This is a genomic window from Pseudophaeobacter sp. TrK17 (assembly GCF_042192375.1).
Taxonomy (GTDB): Bacteria; Pseudomonadota; Alphaproteobacteria; order Rhodobacterales; family Rhodobacteraceae; genus Pseudophaeobacter.
Window position 1 is genome coordinate 2750364 of record NZ_CP071700.1, and the last position, 20387, is coordinate 2770750.

The 20387-nt window shown below is 60.8% G+C and carries 20 protein-coding genes; 7 read left to right on the top strand and 13 right to left on the bottom strand.

The window, feature by feature from the left end:
• The first annotated feature begins 115 nt into the window (after positions 1–115).
• On the top strand, positions 116–343 hold the full coding sequence (locus tag JZI28_RS12975; RefSeq protein ID WP_349387637.1) for a histidinol phosphate aminotransferase: 228 nt from the start codon (positions 116–118) through the stop codon (positions 341–343).
• Positions 344–527: 184 nt separating this feature from the next.
• Here JZI28_RS12975 and JZI28_RS12980 read toward each other — a convergent pair whose 3' ends face one another.
• The gene (locus JZI28_RS12980) at positions 528–1757 is read right to left on the bottom strand and encodes a pyridoxal-phosphate-dependent aminotransferase family protein (RefSeq protein WP_375697861.1); all 1230 of its coding nucleotides are present in this window, start codon (positions 1755–1757) and stop codon (positions 528–530) included.
• Positions 1758–2029: 272 nt separating this feature from the next.
• Between JZI28_RS12980 and JZI28_RS12985 the strand changes: the two genes are divergently transcribed.
• The gene (locus JZI28_RS12985; protein WP_375697862.1) at positions 2030–3889 is read left to right on the top strand and encodes an ABC transporter ATP-binding protein; all 1860 of its coding nucleotides are present in this window, start codon (positions 2030–2032) and stop codon (positions 3887–3889) included.
• Between the two features lie 44 nt (positions 3890–3933).
• Here JZI28_RS12985 and JZI28_RS12990 read toward each other — a convergent pair whose 3' ends face one another.
• The gene (locus JZI28_RS12990; protein WP_375697863.1) at positions 3934–4623 is read right to left on the bottom strand and encodes a TIGR04283 family arsenosugar biosynthesis glycosyltransferase; all 690 of its coding nucleotides are present in this window, start codon (positions 4621–4623) and stop codon (positions 3934–3936) included.
• Positions 4624–4782: 159 nt separating this feature from the next.
• Between JZI28_RS12990 and JZI28_RS12995 the strand changes: the two genes are divergently transcribed.
• Together JZI28_RS12995 and JZI28_RS13000 are read left to right on the top strand one after the other, a co-directional pair.
• Complete coding sequence (locus JZI28_RS12995; protein WP_375697864.1) at positions 4783–5517, top strand: YgfZ/GcvT domain-containing protein; 735 nt, start codon at positions 4783–4785, stop codon at positions 5515–5517.
• A 153-nt stretch (positions 5518–5670) separates the two neighbouring features.
• Entirely contained in the window at positions 5671–6231 is a 561-nt protein-coding gene (locus tag JZI28_RS13000; protein ID WP_375697865.1) for a hypothetical protein, read from the top strand.
• 55 nt (positions 6232–6286) lie between these two features.
• Here JZI28_RS13000 and JZI28_RS13005 read toward each other — a convergent pair whose 3' ends face one another.
• The 6 genes from JZI28_RS13005 to JZI28_RS13030 are packed head-to-tail and all read right to left on the bottom strand — an operon-like array spanning position 6287 to position 12083.
• The gene (locus JZI28_RS13005; protein WP_375697866.1) at positions 6287–6751 is read right to left on the bottom strand and encodes a polynucleotide kinase; all 465 of its coding nucleotides are present in this window, start codon (positions 6749–6751) and stop codon (positions 6287–6289) included.
• Positions 6741–7307: a histidine phosphatase family protein gene (locus JZI28_RS13010; protein ID WP_375697867.1), complete on the bottom strand. Its 567-nt coding sequence runs from the start codon at positions 7305–7307 to the stop codon at positions 6741–6743. The genes JZI28_RS13005 and JZI28_RS13010 overlap by 11 nt, the downstream gene beginning before the upstream one ends.
• Positions 7304–8374 carry an MBL fold metallo-hydrolase gene (locus JZI28_RS13015; protein WP_349387640.1) on the bottom strand — a complete coding sequence of 357 codons (1071 nt, stop codon included), beginning with the start codon at positions 8372–8374 and terminating at the stop codon, positions 7304–7306. The genes JZI28_RS13010 and JZI28_RS13015 overlap by 4 nt, the downstream gene beginning before the upstream one ends.
• The gene (locus JZI28_RS13020; RefSeq protein WP_375697868.1) at positions 8375–9424 is read right to left on the bottom strand and encodes an ABC transporter ATP-binding protein; all 1050 of its coding nucleotides are present in this window, start codon (positions 9422–9424) and stop codon (positions 8375–8377) included. It lies immediately after the preceding gene.
• Positions 9412–11115, bottom strand: coding sequence for an ABC transporter permease (locus JZI28_RS13025; protein ID WP_375697869.1), 1704 nt, complete (start codon positions 11113–11115; stop codon positions 9412–9414). The genes JZI28_RS13020 and JZI28_RS13025 overlap by 13 nt, the downstream gene beginning before the upstream one ends.
• The gene (locus JZI28_RS13030) at positions 11115–12083 is read right to left on the bottom strand and encodes an ABC transporter substrate-binding protein (protein ID WP_375697870.1); all 969 of its coding nucleotides are present in this window, start codon (positions 12081–12083) and stop codon (positions 11115–11117) included. The genes JZI28_RS13025 and JZI28_RS13030 overlap by 1 nt, the downstream gene beginning before the upstream one ends.
• A gap of 166 nt (positions 12084–12249) precedes the next feature.
• On the opposite strand from JZI28_RS13030, the gene JZI28_RS13035 reads away from it, so the two are divergent.
• A complete protein-coding gene (locus tag JZI28_RS13035; RefSeq protein WP_375697871.1) occupies positions 12250–13029 on the top strand; it encodes a DeoR/GlpR family DNA-binding transcription regulator in 780 nt (259 codons plus the stop codon).
• 71 nt (positions 13030–13100) lie between these two features.
• On the opposite strand, the gene efp is transcribed toward JZI28_RS13035, so the two are convergent.
• The gene (gene efp / locus JZI28_RS13040; protein WP_295446844.1) at positions 13101–13664 is read right to left on the bottom strand and encodes an elongation factor P; all 564 of its coding nucleotides are present in this window, start codon (positions 13662–13664) and stop codon (positions 13101–13103) included.
• A gap of 218 nt (positions 13665–13882) precedes the next feature.
• On the opposite strand from efp, the gene JZI28_RS13045 reads away from it, so the two are divergent.
• Both JZI28_RS13045 and JZI28_RS13050 read left to right on the top strand, forming a co-directional pair.
• Positions 13883–14200, top strand: a complete 318-nt coding sequence (locus tag JZI28_RS13045; RefSeq protein ID WP_009811619.1) for a DUF6280 family protein — start codon at positions 13883–13885, stop codon at positions 14198–14200.
• 256 nt (positions 14201–14456) lie between these two features.
• Positions 14457–15917, top strand: a complete 1461-nt coding sequence (locus tag JZI28_RS13050) for a cobyric acid synthase (protein ID WP_375697872.1) — start codon at positions 14457–14459, stop codon at positions 15915–15917.
• A gap of 165 nt (positions 15918–16082) precedes the next feature.
• Here the strand turns inward: JZI28_RS13050 and JZI28_RS13055 are convergent, their stop codons facing one another.
• The 4 genes from JZI28_RS13055 to JZI28_RS13070 all read right to left on the bottom strand — a co-directional run bounded on the left by JZI28_RS13055 (position 16083) and on the right by JZI28_RS13070 (position 20282).
• Positions 16083–17225, bottom strand: coding sequence for a hypothetical protein (locus JZI28_RS13055; RefSeq protein WP_375697873.1), 1143 nt, complete (start codon positions 17223–17225; stop codon positions 16083–16085).
• Positions 17226–17346: 121 nt separating this feature from the next.
• Positions 17347–18762, bottom strand: a complete 1416-nt coding sequence (locus tag JZI28_RS13060; RefSeq protein WP_375697874.1) for a TolC family outer membrane protein — start codon at positions 18760–18762, stop codon at positions 17347–17349.
• A 243-nt stretch (positions 18763–19005) separates the two neighbouring features.
• Entirely contained in the window at positions 19006–19659 is a 654-nt protein-coding gene (locus JZI28_RS13065) for a protein-L-isoaspartate O-methyltransferase (protein ID WP_375697875.1), read from the bottom strand.
• A 113-nt stretch (positions 19660–19772) separates the two neighbouring features.
• Positions 19773–20282, bottom strand: a complete 510-nt coding sequence (locus tag JZI28_RS13070) for a PhnA domain-containing protein (protein ID WP_375697876.1) — start codon at positions 20280–20282, stop codon at positions 19773–19775.
• Between the last annotated feature and the right edge of the window lie 105 nt (positions 20283–20387).

Here is a 20387-nt window from a genome sequence, read left to right on the forward strand (position 1 = left end):
AAGGCGACCCAATCGGGCAGCCCAATCAGACCGGCTGCAAAAATCGCGGTGGTTTTACCGGACTTTCATCCCTGGCGCGCTAGGTTCTAGGGGGAGACCCTCAGGAGGCCACGCCATGGACTATAATCAGGACAACAGAAATTCGCCGCAAACGGGCTCTGCCCAGGCGCCGGAACCGATTGATCTCTTTGCCGCCGCACTCTCCTTTATCGGCTTAAACCTGATGTGGGTATTCTTTGCCGGTTGGATGTTGTTTGGCATGGTGCCAGTGCTGATGTTCGCACTGTTTCTCAATCATCTCATCGACCGCCTCGAAGACCACCTGCAGCACCCCGACACCTGACGACCTGCTACCCGGTGCCCGCCAGGCAACGCCCAGGCGCAGCCCCCGCGCTTGCTGTTCCCCCGGCTCAGGAGCCTTAGGGACACTGCACCGCAGATGTGGCCCCGGGGATCCAAGCCGTGAGGTCTGACCACCGAGCTCTAGCCCTGTGGTCAGGCACTGGCGCAAACGCCATAGGCGCCGCTTAGCCCTGCGCGCCCGCTGCCAAGGCCTGCGCCGCCGCGCTCAAGCCGCCATCCCCATGGGGGATCTCCAGCGCCTGCATCCCGGTCTCGATGCCGCCCAGCAGCCCCATGATCATCTGACCGTTTACATGCCCCATATGGCCAAGGCGGAAATAGCCGTGCCACGCAGGGCTGCCCGCGGGCGCCAAGCCCAGGCCAATCCCCAGCGTTAGCCCCAGGTTCTGCTCCAACCACGCGCGCAGTTCGCTGGCGCGCGGCGCAGGCAGCTGCAACGCCGTGACCGCATGCGAACGCAACGCAGGATCCGTTACATTCATCCGCAGCCCCTGCTCGGGCGCATCAATTTGCCCCCAGGTCTCACAGGCAGCCCAGATTGCCTGTGCCAGGGTGGCATGCCGGGCCCAGACCTGCTGCAGACCTTCGCCGTGGATCAGATCCAAAGCGGCGCGCAGCCCGTACAGGTGATGTGTCGGGGCGGTGCCGCCAAAATACTGGTAGAACTCCTGCGGGTTGGCCCTTGGGGTCCAATCCCAATAGCGGCTGATCCTTGGCAGGCGGGCGCGTGCTTCTGCCGCCTTGTCGTTGAAAAACACAAAGCTCACCCCCGCCGGGGTCATCAGCCCCTTCTGACAGGCGGCAACCATGACATCGACACCCCAGGCATCCATCTCAAACCGGTCACAGCCCAGGGAGGCGATGCAATCCGTCATCAGCAAGGCCGGGTGCCCCGCAGCATCCATTGCCGTGCGCAGGGCCGCGATATCATTGCGAATGGAGCTGGAGGTATCCACATGCACCCCCAGAACCGCCTTGATGTCATGCGCCTTATCCGCAGTCAGCCGCTCCGCCACCTGGGATAGGTCCCAGGCTGCAGCCGTACCAAAATCAAGCACTTCAACCTCGATCCCCAGGGCCTCGGCCATTTCCGACCAGCCGATGGCAAAGCGCCCCGAGGCCGGCACCAACACCCGGTCCCCGGGCTGCAGGGTATTAATCAGCGCCGCTTCCCAGGCGCCATGGCCATTGGCGATATAGATCGCCACAAAATGAGCGGTGCCAGCCAAGGCCTTGAGATCCGGCACCAGACTGTCGGTGAGGGTCACAAGTTCACCTGCATAAATATTGGGCGAAGGCCGATGCATTGCCTGCAGCACCGGGTCCGGGATCACGGAGGGGCCCGGAATGGCCAAATAGGGCCGTCCGCCCGATGGGTTTGAGGTTGCACGCATCTGTATTGTCCCAAATAGGATCGGCCCCGCCTCCTGCGGCCCCCGACCAGGTGAATTTCGGGCTAACCCTAGCCTGCACTTTGGCGAGGTCAATTGCGGAAATCCCCTGTCCGCAGCCCGGCAATTGCTTTCAGCGCCGGGGGTGTGAGCGCCAAGAGGAGCAGCACAACGCTTGCACCCCAGCCATGAGCTGCTTAAATGGCCCAATCAAGTCACGAGAAGGCGCCAGATGACACCTCAGTTTCGACGCTCTCCAGCCGGGCACTCCCATTATGAGCAATGAACACACCTCCTCCCGCGAGCTGTTGGGCTGGCTATGGCGCGGCTATCTGCGTCAGTACATGGGGCTCTTGGGCATCGCGGTTGTCTTTATGCTGGTTGAAGGCGCCACAATGGGCGCGCTTGGCTACATGATGCAGCCGATGTTCGATCTGGTCTTTGTCGCCGGCAATACCAATGCGCTGTTCTGGGTCAGCCTGGCCTTTCTGGCCATCTTCTCTTTACGTGGTATTTCCAGCGTCACCCAGAAGGTGCTGCTCAGCAAGGTTTCGCAGACCTCAGCTGCGGGTCTGCGCAAGGACATGCTAGCGCGTCTGATCCGCCAGGATCCCTCCTTTCACCAGTCCCATGCCCCCGGATTGCTGTTGCAGCGGGTGCAAAGCGATGTCAGCGCGATCAATGCGGTCTGGCAGGCGATGATCACCGGTGCGGGCCGCGATCTGGTGGCCTTGGTCGCGGTGCTGAGTGTCGCCGTCAGCATTGATTGGCGCTGGACCGCCATTTTGCTCATTGGCGTTCCGGGGCTGTTGCTGCCGATCTCCCTGTTGCAGAAATATGTCCGCCGCAGCGCCTCGGAGGCGCGCGACCTTGGCGCTACCCTGGCCACCCGGCTGGATGAGATCTTTCATGGCATCGTGCCGATCAAGCTCAACAATCTCGAAGAGTATCAACTCAAGCGGTTCTCCGATCACACCGACAATTTTGTCAAAGCCGAGGTGAAATCCGCCTTTGGCACCTCGGCGATCTCCGGCATGACCGATATTATGGCCGGTGTCGGCTTTATGGCGGTGCTGCTCTATGGCGGCTCTGAAATCATTGCCGGCGAAAAGTCCGTTGGCCAATTCATGAGCTTCTTCACCTCAATTGGTCTTTCCTTTGAGCCCATGCGCCGTCTGGCCAATATCTCCGGCATCTGGCAGGCCGCCGCCGCCGCCCTGGAACGGATCAAGGCGCTGATGGATGCGCCAATCCTGCTCACCTCCCCCGACAGCCCCAAACCCGCCCCCCAAGGCCTGCCTGGCATTCACCTGAAAGATGTCACGCTGAATTATGGCGAGGCGGAAATCCTGCGCGCGCTGACACTTGACGCCGAAGCGGGCAAGACCACCGCCCTGGTGGGCGCCTCCGGGGCTGGTAAATCCACCATTTTCAACCTGTTGACCCGCATGGTGGATCCTCAGCACGGCACTGTGCAGATCAATGACACCAGCGTTGCCGATCTTGCCACCAAAGATCTGCGCGGCATGTTTTCCGTGGTCACCCAAGAAGGCCTGCTGTTTGACGAAACCCTGCGCGAAAACATCGTTCTGGGCCGTACCGATGTTAGCGATGAAGACCTGAAAAAAGCGCTGGAAGACTCCCATGTGGCGGATTTTCTGGAAAAGCTGCCTGATGGGTTGGAGACCCTCGTGGGTCCGCGTGGCTCAGCGCTTTCCGGCGGGCAACGCCAGCGGGTGGTGATTGCCCGCGCCCTGTTGCGCGATACGCCGGTACTGTTGCTGGACGAAGCCACCTCGGCGCTGGATGCACAGTCTGAAAAGGTGGTGCAACAGGCGCTGGACAGCCTCGCAGGGGGGCGCACCACCCTGGTGATCGCCCATCGCCTGTCCACCGTGCGCAACGCCGACAAGATCATCGTGATGGAGCGGGGTCAGGTTGCCGATCAGGGCACCCACCAGGAGTTAATCGAACGCGGTGGCATCTATGCCGATCTCTACCGGTTGCAGTTTCAGGATGGCAAAACCCTGCTCGACCCCGCAGGCATGGCCGCGCAGCAGCCTACAGCCCGGGCACAGGAGCAAACGGTCCCAAATGGCTGGCTCCGGCGCTTGATGACGCGGATCCTGGGCTGACCCCGACCCCGCCCTTCCCGGCGCGGCGCTAAACCGAGTAGCGGCTATTTTTGATAGCCGCGCGCCAGTTTGTCGGGTTCAGCCCCCAGGAAATAGCGCAACAGGGTCCAGAGATTGCCCGCACCGCGGAGCAGCCAGCCATCGCGTTGATAGCGCGCGGCGCTGGTCAGGGCGGTGATCGGTAGCGCCGTCAGGCCGGTGAGGCGGCGCACCAGGGCCACATCCTCCATCAAGGGCTGATCGGGGTATTCTCCGGCCGACACATAGACCGCACGCGGGATCAGAAGCCCCTGATCGCCATAGGGCAGCCCAAAGACCCGCGCCCGAAAGTTTGCCCAGCCTGCCACCCATGCGGGCCAGGCTCCTTTGGTACGAAATTTCAGTTGGAAATAGCCAGGCTGTCCCACGTCTCCCGCGCCCGCCCGCAGATGTGCCGCCACCGCTGCAGCCCAGCCCGGGGCCAGGTGCGTATCCGCATGCAGCACCAGCAACCACTCCCCACGGGCAGCAGCGCAGCCCCGGCGCAGCTGCCCACCGCGCGATGCAGCGCCGCTGACCAGCTCCGCCCCGGCCTCTTCTGCCAGTTGCAGCGTTGCATCGTCAGAGCCGCCATCGCTGATCACCAGCTCCCGGATCAGCCCCTCCGCCAGCCCCTCCATCAAAGCTTCCAGGCAGCGCGGCAGCTCGGCAGCCGCATTCAGGGTGGGTATCACGACAGTAATCGGCGCGGGCATGGTGTTTTCCTGGTTCAACTCAGATCTCATTCCTATATCACTAGGCTACGGGATATAGGAATGGGCTTGACCAACCTTCGACGGACAGCCCCGCCCTGAGACTAAGACCACACCACCGCCCGCAGGCATGAAAGCCCGGGCAGCTTTGGAGACCACAGCATGCGCGCGCGCAAAATTCTTCGCCTATCCGGGGCAGATGCCCGCGATTTTCTACAGGGGCTGATCACCAGTGATGTGAGCAAGATTGACCAGGGTTTGGTCTATGCCGCCCTGCTGACGCCCCAGGGCAAATATCTCGCCGATTTCTTTCTGGCCGCTGATGGCGCGGATGTGCTGCTGGATGCAGATGCGGATCAGGCCGAGGCCCTGCTCAAGCGGCTCACCATGTATCGTTTGCGCTCCAAGGTCGACATCTCCCCAACTGACCTACAGGTGATGCGCGGCACCGGCCCCGCCCCCGCAGGCGCCCTGGCGGATCCGCGTCATGGGGATCTGGGCTGGCGGCTGATCGGAACCGAGGGCGGCGAGGATGACAGCGACTGGGAAGCGCTGCATGTCGCCCATTGCATCCCGCGCAGCGGTATCGAGCTGGGACCGGACAGCTATATTCTGGAGGCCGGATTTGAGACCCTGAACGGGGTGGATTTCCGCAAAGGCTGCTATGTCGGCCAAGAGGTCACCGCCCGCATGAAACACAAGACCGAGCTGCGCAAAGGGCTGCGCGTGGTGGAAATCAGCGGCGCAGCGCCTGTGGGCAGCGACATCACCGCCGGTGGCAAGGTGGTCGGAACCCTGTTCAGCCAATCCGGTGGCCGCGCGATTGCCTATCTGCGCTTTGACCGCGCCAAGGAAGAGATGGCCGCAGGCGAGGCCCAGTTGCACTGGCAGCCCTGACGGGCTAGGCTCTATTTCTCGACAGGCTGCTAATTTTTTCTCGCCTTATCATTTTGTTACACCTTTACAGCCAAGCCTGTTCCCTGGGACGGCTCCTCTCTCTCTTTTCCCCAGAGAGGTACGTTTCAGCAAACCTATTTTCTCGGAGTCCCCATGCGCCGCCATTGCCTTGCTCTTGCCCTGACCATCCTGCCAGCCCTGCCCGCCACAGCCCAGTACTGGGAATTTGGCGACTGGCGTGTCTTTGTTGAAACACATGAATCCACCGAACACACCAGCCATACCTGCACCGCCTCGACCGGCGGCGATGGCGACCCCTCGCTGCGATTGTCAGTCTATGACCTGGATGGCGGCCCCCCTGATAGCTATCCGGCGCCAACGCTCTACGAATCCGCCGTCCGCGGCTATCCTACGCAGGTGCAAAACGGCCAAGCGGTGGGCTTTGTCTTTGACCAGCAAGCCGCCTTTTATGCCATCGCCAATGGCTATTTTGACGCCGAAGGCTTTGCCCAGGCTGAAGCCGCCCCGCGCTGGCAAGACACTATCAACATGCTGCGCTGGATGAAGGCTGGCCAGTCCCTTGATATCCGCACAGTCCAGCCCTACGGCCCCGGCCAGCCGGTCATGCAGGCCTCGCTGCGAGGATTTACTGCCGCCTATGGCAAGATGATGGATGAATGTGGCTTCTCGATCGAGATCACCGGTCCCAACTAACAGCTGACCCCGGTCCCGGGCAGGCTTTGCCCCGGAAGCCCCCTTTTGCCTTGGATCAGAAATCCCCCGGCGCGCATTGCAGGCAGGTCAGCCCCTCTGCGCGCCACAGATCCACCACCGAGCTGCGATCATCCACAACGATCCAGGGCTCAAAGCCATCCGCCCGCATCTCTGCCAGCAACCGCCGCTTCACACCCGGGTCACTCATTTCGTCCTGCCCCGTTGGCCGCAGATAAAGCGCATCACAGGCCAGGTCGTTTGCCGCCAGCCAGGCCTCGGTGTAATCTGTCCAACCCGCAGGCCGCCCGGAACAGATCACGATGGTTTCGCCCACCTGTTTGAGCCGCCGCAGCAGATGCGCTACGGGGGCGATGACTTCGGCCTCGGCCATGGCCTGATGAAAGGCCTCCCAGTTCTTTACCTCGCCATGCACCAGATGCCCCAGCCGGGGCGCATCAAATTGGGCAAGGGTGCCATCGACATCAAAAACGACACAGGGCCGCCCGGTTTCAGAGCGCATGTGCAACCTCCTTATGACTATCATTCACCCAGACAAACGAAATCGGATGGGCGTTTGGCGCGCGAGCACCGGTGCTGTGTTGTCCCGCCAACAGGCGGGTGGCGCGGATCACCCCGGAATGACAGACCAGAACCGGGAGGCGATCTTGCGCCTGCGCACAGCACGCGGTTATGGCCTCGGCCACCCGGATGATCATCTCTGACCAGTCTTCACCGCCTTCCGGTCGCCCCGCGCGCGGTGGCAGCTTTGCCAGCGGCGCGCCTTCAAACTGGCCCCAGTCTCTTTCTCGCAGGCCGGGGTGGCAGTGGAATTCCTGATCTGGAAACCCCAGCTGGCAGGTCTGTTGCGCGCGCTCCAAGGGGCTGGAAAACAGCGCAATGGCGCCCGGCCATGAATGCCCGCGCAAAGCCCGCGCCTGTTGGCGGCCCAAATCCGTAAGCGAAACATCCAACCGCCCGGCGATAATACTATCGCGGTTTGCGGTGGTCTGCCCATGGCGGATCAGGCAAATGCTCTGCGACGGCAGCTTTGGCCAGGATGGGGATGCCGCGCTCATAGCGGAATGCTCTCATGCATAAAGACCTCGGCGCCCAGACCCTCTTCCACCAGATAATCCTCCGGGCTGATACAAAAGGCAGGGGCAAAGCGTTTTGCCCCAAGGCGGCGCAGCATCTTGATCTGATCCCCCAGCGGAGGGTGCACATTCCAGCGTTGGAAATAGCCGCCGGGCACCGCGCAGATGCCACGGGCATGGGCGGTCATATGGCCGGTGAAAATCACATGAGCATCGCGCCCCAATCGTCCACTTTCTCGCCAGGCCCGCACATAGCCCCAGGCCGCGCCCCCATCCGCATTGGGGGTGTCGCAGATCAAAAACCGTGCCTGCTCCAGATCGCCGCGCTGCAGCAGCGGCGCAATCTCCTGCGCCCGCGGGCTTAGACCGCCGCGCGCCAGCGCTGCCGTCAGCGCCGCCCGGCATTCCGGGTCAAGGATCACCGCCTCCACCCCAAAACGCTGCACCAGATGCAGTGCCATTTCCCCGGCCCGTCCCGAGGGCGGCACCGGCAGCAGGATCTGCCCTGGCAACTGATCGATCAACTGATCCAAAGCGGCAAAGCGTTCGCGCTGCGCAACCGGATCCAGCTGGTAAGAGCAATCCAGAATGGCCGTCGCTGCGGCGGGCGGCGGATCAAAGGCAAACCAGTTTGATTCCTCGGACCAATCGCCGGAGTAAAACAGCCCCGCGCCAATATCAAAATGCATCCAGATGCCGCCCAGTGCATGCCCATTGCGGCCGGTGGTCAGGCGAATGCCATCAATCAGCACCTCGCCCTGTTCCGGCAAGAGCCGCACCTCTGCCGCCGGGGGCAGCGCCTGCGCCGTCTGCGCCGTGGCATAGATCGGCAGTCCTGCCTCAACCGCATAGGCGGCACCACCTATGTGGTCGATATGGTCATGGGTGATAAACACCGCATCTGCCCCGACCAGCCAGGCCGGGTCAAAATGTGCGTTGGCCTCTGGTCCGAACCCGCAGTCCAACAACCAGGTTTTGCCCTCAACACAGAGGCGCATACAGGCTGGGCCTTTGTCGCCAATGCCCGACAATACTTCAATCGTGTTCATTTAGTCCTCGCAAAACGCCCAGGGGGATCCAATGCTGAGCCCCAGCTGACTGCCCTCAGGGTAGCGCACCCGGCTTTCGGCCATCAGCTCGGCCCCCTCAGGGGTTCGAAGCATGAGCCGATAGCGCCCGCCCAGATAGGTGCTGCGGGTCACTGCAGCCCGCAGATCACCGGTTTCGGTTATGGTGATATCTTCGGGGCGCAGGCAGAGCTGGTTGGGCCGGTCCGCGCTGGTCTGCACCGAAATCTGCGTGCCCAAAAGCCGCGCCGCGCCCTGCCCCTTGCCCTTGCCCGGGGTAAAATTGCTGATCGGCAGCACTGTGCCGTCGCCAACAAAGCCCGCGACAAAGCGATTGCAGGGCCGACTGTACAGCGCCTCCGGGGTGTCGAACTGTACGATGCGCCCCTCATGCATCACCGCGATCCGGTCGGCCATCGCCATGGCCTCGGCCTGATCATGGGTCACATAGACCATGGTGGCGCCGGTACGGTAGTGGAAATCCAAAAACACCTCCTGCATCGAGGCGCGCAGCGCCACATCCAAATTGGCCAGGGGTTCATCCAGCAAAACCGCCTGCGGGTCCGACACCAGGCAGCGCGCCAGGGCAACCCGCTGCCGCTGCCCCCCGGACAGATCAGCAGGCATACGGTCGGCAAAAGCCACCAGCCCGGTGGCCTGCAAGGCGGCTTCGGTTTGGCGGCTTTGCTCGGATTTTGACAGGCCGCGAACCTCCAGCGCAAAGGAAACATTGCGGCGCACGGACATATGCGGCCAGAGCGCATAGGACTGGAAGACAAAGCCGATATTGCGCGCCTCGGGTGGCACCGCATGACCCGTCGCCGCATTTGCCATTTCCTGTGCACCGATGGACAGGGCGCCAGAGGTGGGGGCCTCAAACCCCGCCAGCAGCCGCAGCAAGGTTGACTTGCCACACCCCGATGGGCCCAGAAGGGCGACAAATTCACCGTCTTGGATGGTGGCGCTGATGGCATGCAAGGCGGGGATGCCTGCAAAATGCTTTTCAACAGCGTCCAGTTTTATGTCTGCCATGGCAGGCTTCCTTTTGGCAGGTGACGCGCCGAGATCTGCAGGCCGGCCATCAAGCCCATCACCACCAGAACAATGGTCATGGCAAGCGCCGACGCCATCACCGTCTCACCGCTGTCATCCAGGTTAAAAATCATCACGCCGAGGGTCTCAGTCCCCGAGGACCACAACAGCGCGGAAACGGTCAGCTCATTGAAGGCGGTCAGGAAAACCAGGATCGCCCCCGCCGCCGCCGCCGGTGCAGAAAGCGGCAGGATGATTAGGCGCAGGCGCTGAAACAGCGTGGCACCGACGGATTGCGCGGCTTCGTTCATCGCCGGGTCAAGCTGACGGATGCTGGCCTGAATGGGACGAAACATGACCACCAGGAACCGCGCCAGATAGGCGAGGAATATAATCCAGATGGTGCCGTAGAGTGTCGCATCGGTGAACGGCAGATTGATCAACAACAGGATCATCGCAATCGCCAGCACCACCCCCGGCAGCGCATAGGGCAGATCCACAAGCGCATCAAACACCCGCCCCAACCGCGACGGGGTGCGCTCCATCAGCCAGGCCAGTGGCAGGCAGATCAGCACCAACACCACAGCGGCGCCACTGGCCAGGCCCAGTGAGTTCACAAAGGCCCGCGCCGTGGCAGGTTGGCGAAACAGCGCCTCATGCCAGGAGGCCAGGGTCACGGTCTCCAAGCTCAGCGGCACACCGTAGGCCGGCACCAGGGAGGTGGCGATCAGCCCCAGCATCGGCAGTACCAGAATGGCGCAGACAACCAGCCAGAGGCCAATCTCGATGGGCAGGCGCGCAGATCCCAGCGGCATAGCCAGCGGCCGCGCGGTGGAGCCCACCAGATGCACCTTTTGGCGCGACTGGAAAAACCGCTGCAACAGGATGCCGCAGATGGCGACACAGCCAATCACCATGGCCAGAACCGCCACCTCGGCCAGCACTGTCGAGGACAGGCCAGACAGGCGCTGGTAGATCAGCGTTGGCAGGGTGGAATAGCCTGCTGGAATGCCCAGCATCGCCGGAATGCCAAAGTTCCCCAAGGCCGTCACAAAGGTAATGGCAATGCCCGCCGCCAGGCTGGGCAGACACAGCGGCAGAATGATATGCCACCACAGCCGCAGCCCGCTGGCGCCACTGATCCGGGCCGCCTCGACCACGTCTTGTGGGATGGCACGCAGACCGGCGCGCAGGGTCAAAAAGATGATCGCAGTATGCTGGATCCCCAGCAGCAGGATGATGCCGCCCTGCGAATACAGCGGTTGCGGTGTGCCCATGGCTGGCGCCAGTCCGAGGGTTTTTAACAACACCGAGGACGGCCCCATGATCTGCGTCCAGGACAGCGCAGTAATCTGCGGCGGGATCATCATCGGGATCATCAGGCAGAACACCAGGGTTGTCTTTGCCCGCAGGTCGGTCAGGGCCACCAGAAAAGCAAAGGCACTGCCGATCAGCAGTGACACCAGGGTGCCAAATCCCGCTGTGATCAGCGAGTGTTTCAGCGCCAATTGGGTCTGGCTCTGCATCAACACCTCTGAAAACAGGCTCAGGTTCAGTTGGTCGTCGATGGTGACGCCTTCAACAAACAGCCGCAAAACAGGGGTCAGCGTCAGGGCAATCGCAACAAAGAGGATAAAGGAAAGCAGCCGGTGCTCGGACCGGCTGCCTCCCGCTGTTTGGGGCATGAACATTAGTTGGCCCCAAAGATCTCAGCAAATTTGGCCTTGTTGGCCTCGGCATTTTCCAGGGCAACCGCCGGGTCAAAATCCATCAGCTTGATATCGGCGCGGGCAGGAAAGCCTGCAGGTACGCCCATGTCGTTGCGCGCGGGGATATATCCCATCTCCAGAACCAGATCCTGGCCCTTTTGGCTTAGCACAAAATCAACAAAGCGTTGGGCCGCATCGGTGTTTTTGGCAGTGGACAGGATGGCCACTGGCTCGGTCACATAAGAAACGCCCTCTTTTGGGAAGACAAACTCAACCGGGGAACCCTTGGCCTGGTTGCGGATGGCGAGGAAATCAACAACCATTCCGTAGGGCTTTTCGCCCGCAGCAACAGCTTTGAAGGTGCCGCCATTGCCGCCTTTGGCACGGGCGTCATTTGCGGCCAGATCGCTGTAGTAGTCCCAGCCCAGGTCCTTGTCGCCGGTCAGGGTTGCCAGGTGAATCAGCGCAGCACCGGAATAGAGCGGCGATGGCATGGCGATCTGCCCCTTCAGCGCCGCATCGTTCAGATCGGCCCAGGAGGTCGGCGCGGTCTCAACACCGGTGTTATACACGATGCCGGTGGTGATCAGCTTGGTCGAGTGGTAGAAGCCTGCCGCGCTATACAGCGCCGGATCATAGGCTGTGGCTTCGGGGGACTGATAGGCGGTCAGCAGACCCTCCTGCGCCATGCCTTCCAGGGTCACGGTATCTGCAATCAGCAAAACGTCGGGCTGCGGATTACCGGCTTCGATTTCGGCACGCAGACGGGCCATCAGCTTGGTGGTGCCATCGCGCACCCACTCTACCTCGGTGCCCGGGTTGGCAGCCATAAAGGCATCTACGGTCTTTTGTGCATCGGCATTGGGCTGCGAGGTATACAGCGTCAGGGTATCCGCAAAACTTGCAGTGGATACGCAGGCCAGGGCAGCGGCGGTCAGAAAGCTCTTCATCATAAATCTCCAGAGATTTTGCCTTTCGAACGAAAGACACGTGATGGGGAGCTTATTGCCGTCTGATGCAACAGGTTTATGACATTAATGTATATGTTTTATTACTGTTTTCGTAACGATCGCTTTACTGTAAGTGACAGGCAGAACAACTTTCGAAAGAAACCTGATGAAGCGCAGTGACTTGGACATTCGACGCGACCAGATTGTTGCCCTGCTGGCAGAAAACGGCAGCCTGTCAGCCCAAGAGCTGTGCCAGCGCCTCAAGGTTTCGGTGCAGACGATCCGCGCCGACCTGCGCGATCTGGACGAGGCCTCTTTGGTGCAACGCCGCAATGGCGTCGCCCGATTGCGCCAGCAGGCCGAAAATATCGGGTATCTGCCCCGTCTCACGGCCTCCCACAGCGAAAAACACCAAATCGCACAGGCGGTTCAGCACCTGGTCCCCCATGGTGCCAGGGTGGCGCTGGGAACCGGAACCACCGTCGCCCAATGCGCCCGGCTGCTGGCCACCCGGCAAGATCTCCTGGTCGCCACCAATTCGTTTCACGCGGTCATGGCATTGCAACATGCGCCGGGGGCGCGGGTCGAAATGGCGGGCGGGTCGGTGCGATTGCGGGATCTGGACGTAATCAGCCCTGCCAGCATCGATTTTTTTGCCCGCTACCGCATGGAGCAGGCCATATTCAGCTGTGGCGGCGTCTCCCAAAGTGGCGCAGTGCTAGACTACAATACGGAAGAAATCACCGCCCGTCAGGCCATCGCCGCCTGCGCCAAACAAAAGATCCTGGTGGTGGACAGCGCCAAGTTCGACCGTAACCTGCCCTGCCAGATGCAGCATCTCTGGGACTACGATGTGGTGGTAACGGGTGCAGAGCTGTCAGAAAGTTTACGCAAAAAATGCGCCGCATCAGTATGCAGGATCATCCAGGTCGCCCTCCCGCAATAGCAGGTGACAAAAAGAAACCCCCGCAAACCAGTCTGGTTTGCGGGGGTCAAATGCGTCAGCGGCACCTTCGATCAGGCGCGTTCGGCGTATTCCATGGTTTCGGTATTGACCACGATCATTTCGTCCTGGCCAACAAACGGTGGCACCATGACCTTTACCCCATTCTCAAGAACCGCAGGCTTAAAGGAGTTGGCAGCAGTCTGCCCCTTTACCACTGGCTCGGTCTCAACAATTTTGCAGGTCACTTTTTGTGGCAATGTCGCGTTCAGGGCTTCTTCTTCGTAGAATTCCATCACAATTGTCATACCATCCTGCAAGAAAGGACGACGATCGCCCAGCAGCTCGGCGGACAATTCGATCTGTTCGTAGGTTTCGGTATCCATGAACACCAGCATGCCGTCGCTCTCATAGAGAAACTGCTGGTCTTTTTGCTCCAGGCGTACGCGCTCAACCTTGTCAGCGCTGCGGAAGCGTTCGTTCAGTTTCGAGCCATTGCGCAGGTTGCGCAGCTCGACTTGGGCAAAGGCGCCGCCTTTACCGGGCTTTACGTGATCGACCTTGACTGCGGCCCAAAGACCACCGTTGTGCTCCAGAACATTGCCGGGGCGGATCTCGTTACCATTGATCTTGGGCATCTGAAAAATCCATCTGGGAAGGTTGATGATATATTAAGCGTCCCTATATCTGTCGTGGTCACAACTGGCAAGACAACGATATCTCGTAGTTACGCCAGAAAAGCTATGCGATTTTTGCATGAAAGCTATGCATATACAGGCTATCCGAATCGTCACAGTTCCGTCATAAGGAACGCCACGCCGAGAATTGCAATAGCAAGAACAATAAAGGAAACGGGATGCGAGATTTCGTTGACGGCACTGCATACAATAATGAACAGGGCAACCGAGCACGCAAGCTCTTTGCCGCTGTTGTATTGGCTGCCTTGGATGATGCCATTGCCGATGATAAAAAATACGGCAACGGCCCCGAACAGATCGCCCGCTGGGCGCGCTCGCGCGATGGTCGCGAAGTGCTCAGCTGTGCTGGCATTGACCCCAATGAGCGGGTTGTCGGTGGGTTGATGGATTTTGTTGGTCGGGGTGTGCGCACCTCTGTTGCCCTGTCGCGCGAAGAAAGCGAACGGCGCAACGCTGCTCAGGCCGAAGCCGCCTGAAGCCGACCAAGGCCCAAAAGGCCGAACAAATGATCACAGATCTATAGAAAAGCGCGTCCTGGGGGGCGCGTTTTTCTTTTGCGCCCCACCCCGTCACAGGCAACTGGTCAAAGGCAACCTGTCGCAGATCCTCCACCCAAAGACGGTTTTCCCCGCGCTTGCCCGCGCAATTTACGAGATTGATCAGAAAACCCTTTTCCTTGCTGGCTCAATCGGCAATCAGACAGCAAAGACCAGACCGCACGAGGAGAACGCCATGACGGCACGCGCACTGATGATCCAGGGCACCGGCAGCAATGTCGGCAAATCTCTCCTTGTGGCGGGGCTGGCGCGGGCCTTTGTGCGCCGGGGCCTCTCAGTGGCGCCATTCAAATCCCAGAACATGTCCAACAATGCCGCCGTCACCCCAGAGGGCGGCGAAATTGGCCGCGCCCAGGCACTGCAGGCGCGGGCCGCCGGGCTGGCGCCCCATGTGGACATGAACCCAGTGCTGCTGAAACCCGAAACCGACACCGGGGCACAGCTCATCGTGCAGGGCAAGCGGCGCGGCACCCAGTCTGCGGGCTCCTTTATGCGCGATAAGTCCGGGCTGCTGGAAGCGGCGCTGGAGAGCTATCACCGTCTGGCGGCGGGCGTTGATCTGGTGCTGATCGAAGGCGCAGGCTCACCAGCTGAAACCAACCTGCGCCGGGGCGATATCGCCAATATGGGCTTTGCCTGCGCCGTGCAGGCGCCTGTTGTTCTGGTCGGAGACATCCACCGTGGCGGCGTCATTGCCCAGATTGTCGGCACCCAGGCGGTGCTTGACCCAACGGATCTAGAGCGCATTGTCGGCTTTGCGGTGAACCGCTTTCGCGGCGATGTCAGCCTGTTTGATGCGGGGCGCGATGATATTGCCCGGCGCACCGGCTGGCCCTCGCTGGGGGTGATCCCGTGGTTTTGGGAGGCCTGGAAACTGCCGGCCGAAGACATGATGGATATCGCCTCGCGCCGGGGTGGGGCCTGCAAGGTGGTTGTGCCGCAGCTGGAGCGCATGGCGAATTTTGACGATCTTGACCCGCTGGCCGCCGAACCCGAGGTCACGGTTGACATCGTGCCCCCGGGCCGTGCCCTGCCGGGGGACGCGGATCTGGTGCTGATCCCGGGCAGCAAATCCACCATTGGTGACCTCGCCTATCTGCGCGCCCAGGGCTGGGATATCGACATTCTGGCCCACCACCGGCGCGGCGGCCATGTGCTGGGCCTGTGCGGCGGCTATCAGATGCTGGGCAAAACCATCGACGACCCCCTTGGGGTTGAGGGCGCACCGGGCAAGGTGGCGGGGCTGGGCCTGCTTGATGTTCACACCGTGATGTCAGACGACAAACGCGTCACCCTGACAGAGGCCAGCAGCCTGCAGGGCGGCATGCCCGTGCAGGGCTATGAAATTCACATGGGACGCACCACGGGGGCCGATTGCAAACGGGGCTGGCTACAGATCGCCGACCGGGTTGAAGGCGCGGCCTCTGCGGATGGCCGGGTGCTGGGTTCCTATCTGCACGGGTTGTTCAGCGCCGATGGTTTTCGGGCGCATTACCTATCCCAGCTCGGCTATGACAGTTCCACCCAGTATGAAGACAGCGTCGAAGACACGCTGGATGCCCTGGCGGACCATCTGGAACAGCATATGGATCTGGATCATCTGCTCTCGCTGGCGACAGAGGTGCCTGCCCCATAGCCGCGAAGGAACCCACTGGTTTTGGCAACCGCATAGAAAAAGCGGGTGTCTGAGCGGAGCAAACAGCTTTGTACAGGGCCAGCTTTGCACAGGTCCAGATTTCACTGGGTCAGATTTCACTGTGCCGCACTCCAGGTCTGCTTGAAACAGCCAGGCGAGGTCCGGTCAGATCAAATCCTGAGCGGCAAGGGCCCGCTGGATTTCACGACGCACCAGCTTGCGCACATTGCGGGTGATTCTCTCGCCCAGGGCGCCCTGCAATTCACTGCGCACGATATCGGCAACCAGCTCGCGCAGGCTTTCTTCATCGAGATAGCTTTCCTCCGCAGCATCGTCCCCTAGGGCGTCCATCGTTGCACGGGTCACGGCCTCTTCGGCCAGGGCTGCGGCGTCAAATTCAGCCTCGGCGCCACTCTCTGGCTGCGGCACCTGGCCTGTTGCGACCTCCGCCTCACTTTCGGCCTCGTCCGTGTGATCCTGCCACTCAAGCGTTTCGATATTGGTGCCGGCATAGGGATCACTGGAAGCGCCATCTGGCTCCCACTGCCCGGTTGAGCGCGCCACTTTGGCCTCCAGCTCGGCAATTTTCTGCACCACTGCAGACACCCGCTGGCTGCCATCCAGCTCATCAGCTTCAGGCTCAGCCACCTCGGCCTCATCCAGATCCAGGCGCGCGTCATCTGCGTTCTGGCCCTGCTCGGCAACAGTCCCGCTTATCTGTGGAGAAAGCTGCATTTCCGCCTCGGCTGCGTCCTTGGGTGGGCTATCCACGCTGCCAAAGAGCGTCGCATCAGGGTCGCGCCATGGCGCAGCGTCCGCCGGTTCCGTGCCCTCTTCAGCCTGCGCAGGCACAGCCTCTGATCGCTCAGTTGCGCTGTACTGATCGGCAGCCCGGTCGGCATCCCCGTCTGCCTCAACGGTGTCATTGGAGCGAAAGGCAATAACCTCGCCAGGGTCTAATTCTGGCTCAACCTCAAGATCCAAATGGCTGTCACCCTGCAGGTCATAGGCAGCCTCCATCCCCCATGACGCCTCAACCTCAGCCGACACATCGACGGCATCAGGCTGGTCCGAACCCGCCTCGGCTGCATCGCAGGTATCCTCCGCCACCCGCAAAGCAGGTGTCAGAACCAGACGCGATGTTGGCTTTGCAGGCTCTTGCGGCACGGAAGCCGACGGGCTGTCCTGCTGGCTGCCCACCGCTGGCCCAGTCACCGGGCGCGGCCCAGAGCGCCCATCCTCACTCACCAAACGGCGGATTGAGGACAGGACATCTTCGATTTCAGCCTGTGTAACAGGATCGGACATTGTATTTGAACCACTCTAGCCTTTGCGACAAGTGTAGCTCTCCTGCCGCAATCGCACAACATTTAGAGAGACTTTTAGTTTCGACACGGGATGGTTTCCAAACAGGCCCTTTTTGCCCCGCCTAGTTTTTACCCAAAGCCCGTAGCACCCGGTCCAAATCCCGGCTTTGACGGCTGAGCTGCGCTGGTGCCTCTTTGACCAGATTATAATACAGGGTCGGATCATAAATCTCGACGGCAAGACCCAGATGTTCCGCGGTCAAAAGCCCCTGTGCCTGCAGCAAGGAATAGGCCGCCGTGGCCTGGCTGGCCCGTGCCTGCACCCGCGCTGTCAGCGCGTTCAGCAGATCCTGTTCCGCCTGCAAAACGTCCAGCGTGGTGCGCGCCCCTAATGTGGCCTCTTCGCGGATACCGTCAAAGGCCACCTGTGCGGCCCGTACGCTCTCATTTGAGGACACCAGACTGGCGGTCGCGGCCTCTAAGGTAACATAGGCCTCGGCAACATCCTGAGCCACCGCACGCTGCGTCGAAATCAACTGGCCCCGCGTCGCATCAGCACTCGCCATGGCAGACCGCACCGATGAGGCCAGAGCACCACCAGCATAAAGCGGCTGGCTGTAGGTGATGCTACCGCCAGTGCTGTCGGATTCAAAACTATTGCTCAAGCTGGTTGTGGCGTTGATTTCCGCCCCAAGTTTGACAGTTGGCCCCAGACCTTTTCGCGCCGCATCCGTGGCGAAATCAGCTGCCTTAACAGCATGCTGCTGCCCCAGCAGATTGGGATGATTGCGCACGGCAATGGATTCTGCCGCCTGCAGGGACGCAACCCGTTTGGGCAAGGGAGGTTGACCTGCGGTTGCGCCAATAGGGTGACCAACCGCCTCCACATAAGAGGCCTGCGCCGACAGCAAATCGCCGCGACTTTGGATCAGGGTCGCGCGGGCAGAAGCCAGGCGGCTCTGCGCCAATGCAACATCCGTGCGGGTCACTTCCCCCACTTCAAATCGATCCTGCGAAGCCTTTAGCTCTTCCTGCAACAGGCGCAGGTTGTTGCCCTGCAGGCGCACCGTCTCTTGTTGTAACAGGACGTTTACATAGGCCTGCACTGCACCAAACAGCACCTGTTGTTCGACATTTAGCAAGCTTTGGCGGGTCGCCAGAACGGTTTGTTGCGCCGCAAGCTGCTTGAGCTTTGTCGCCCCCCCATCATAGAGCAACAGTTCCAAAGCCAGGCCTGTCGTCAGCTGGTCCACACTCGAAGAGGGCGACTGGCCATTCACAGTATGTGTGTTCTGCGTGCTGGCTCTGATGGTCCAATTGACGATCGGACGCAGGCCAGCAACAGCGGCTGCGACGTTTTCATCCTGAACCCGCAACAAGGCCCGGTTTTGCTCCAGCAACCCGCTGTTTTTATAAGCGCCAATCAGCGCGTCGGACAGATTGTCCGCACTCGCGGGTTTTGGCAGCGCAAAAGCAAGCGCTACAGAGCCTGCAAATACAAACGTCTTTAACAAACTTGCCGAATTCTTCTTCAACATCGGTCGCCCTATTCGTTTGCCGCGCCGCCAGCCGCGGGAGTTTTGTTATGCTTCAGCTCATACCTGCTGTATGGGCTGTTCGTCTTCTTTGTCCTCACCTCATGCAGTGCCAGTAGATCTGGGCACGGCATCACGGGCAAAAAACTGCCAACCCGTTTCTGTTACAGGATGTCACAGGCCAGATCCGCCAGTGCAGGTTCAAAATATGCCCCCCGCATTTAGGCTGATCCTTTTGCCCCGACCTCACAGAGAAAAGGCTGGGGCGCGTTCAAACCCAGGCATGACCTCGGCGCCGGCATTAAATTCAAAGCGCCAGGAGATCTGCCCCCCCTGTTTATAGCCAACCTTTACCTCGCCCAGCGAGCCGCGCATGAAGATCGCGGTAATACGGCCGCCATCCTTGAGCTGCTGCAGCAGCGCGGCGGGCAGCTCTTCGACGCCGCCCTGCACCATGATGACGTCATAGGGGCCATGTTCAGCGGCGCCTTCTTTCAGCGGGCCGACGTGCACAATGGCATTGTCGGCACCAGCCTCGGACAGCTGCGCCTGCGCATCGGCGGACATGGTCTCATCTTCTTCGACACCGATCACCATCTCGGCCATTTGCGCCGCGACGGCGGTGGAGTAGCCCAAAGCACAGCCGACATCCAATACCAGCTCATCCCGCTGAATATCCAACGCATCCAGCATCTTTGCCAGCGTACGGACTTCAATCAGGGTGCGCTGCCCCCCAAGGTCCATATTTCGATCCGCATAGGCCCCTTCACGCTGTGCATCAGGCACAAAATCCTCACGCGCAACAGACAGCAGGGCCTCAATGATCGGGTATTTGGTCACGTCCGAAGGACGAACCTGGGTGTCAACCATCATACGGCGACGTTCGGCAAAGTCAGTCATAAGCTAAACTCTTTTGTTCAGTCTGTTCGCAGGAGTTGTGCCATATCGCTCCATATACGGCAACGGCCCATAGTGACCCTAAGGGCGAATTGCCAACCATGTTGCCTCAGCACCTATTTCTTTTTCACAAACTTGGTCAAAATAACGATCCGCTGGCCTTCAACCCGGCCCTCGATATGTTCGGGATTGTCCTGCACCAGCGAAATGCCACGCACCGCCGTGCCGCGCTTGGCGGTAAAGCCCGCCCCCTTGACCGGCAGATCCTTGATCAGGACCACATTGTCACCCGCCGCAAGCGCCGCGCCGTTGCTGTCAACATGGCCGCCACCGGTGCTCTCATTGTCGGCCCAGGCCCGCGTTTCCTCATCCAGCCACAGCTGATCGGCCAGATCCCGCGCCCAGTCATTTTCCGCAAGCCGCGCCAGCAGCCGGGTCGCCAGAACCTGCACTGCGGGTTCCTGTGACCACATTGACGAGGCCAGGCAGCGCCAGTGATCGGGTTTCAGCTCGCCCTCAATCTGTGTCTGACAGGTATCGCAGATCTGCACGCCAGCCTCTTCGGGGCCACCAACAACAGCAAAAAACCGGGTCGAACCCTCGGCAGAGCACAAATCACAAGACATGGGGAAATCTCCAAAAGAAAAGCCTGCCCTGCCTTACCGCCTTCCTATCGGGATGAAAAGCCACCCAGAGCAACTGCCCCGCGACCAAACGCGCAGCACTCTTGC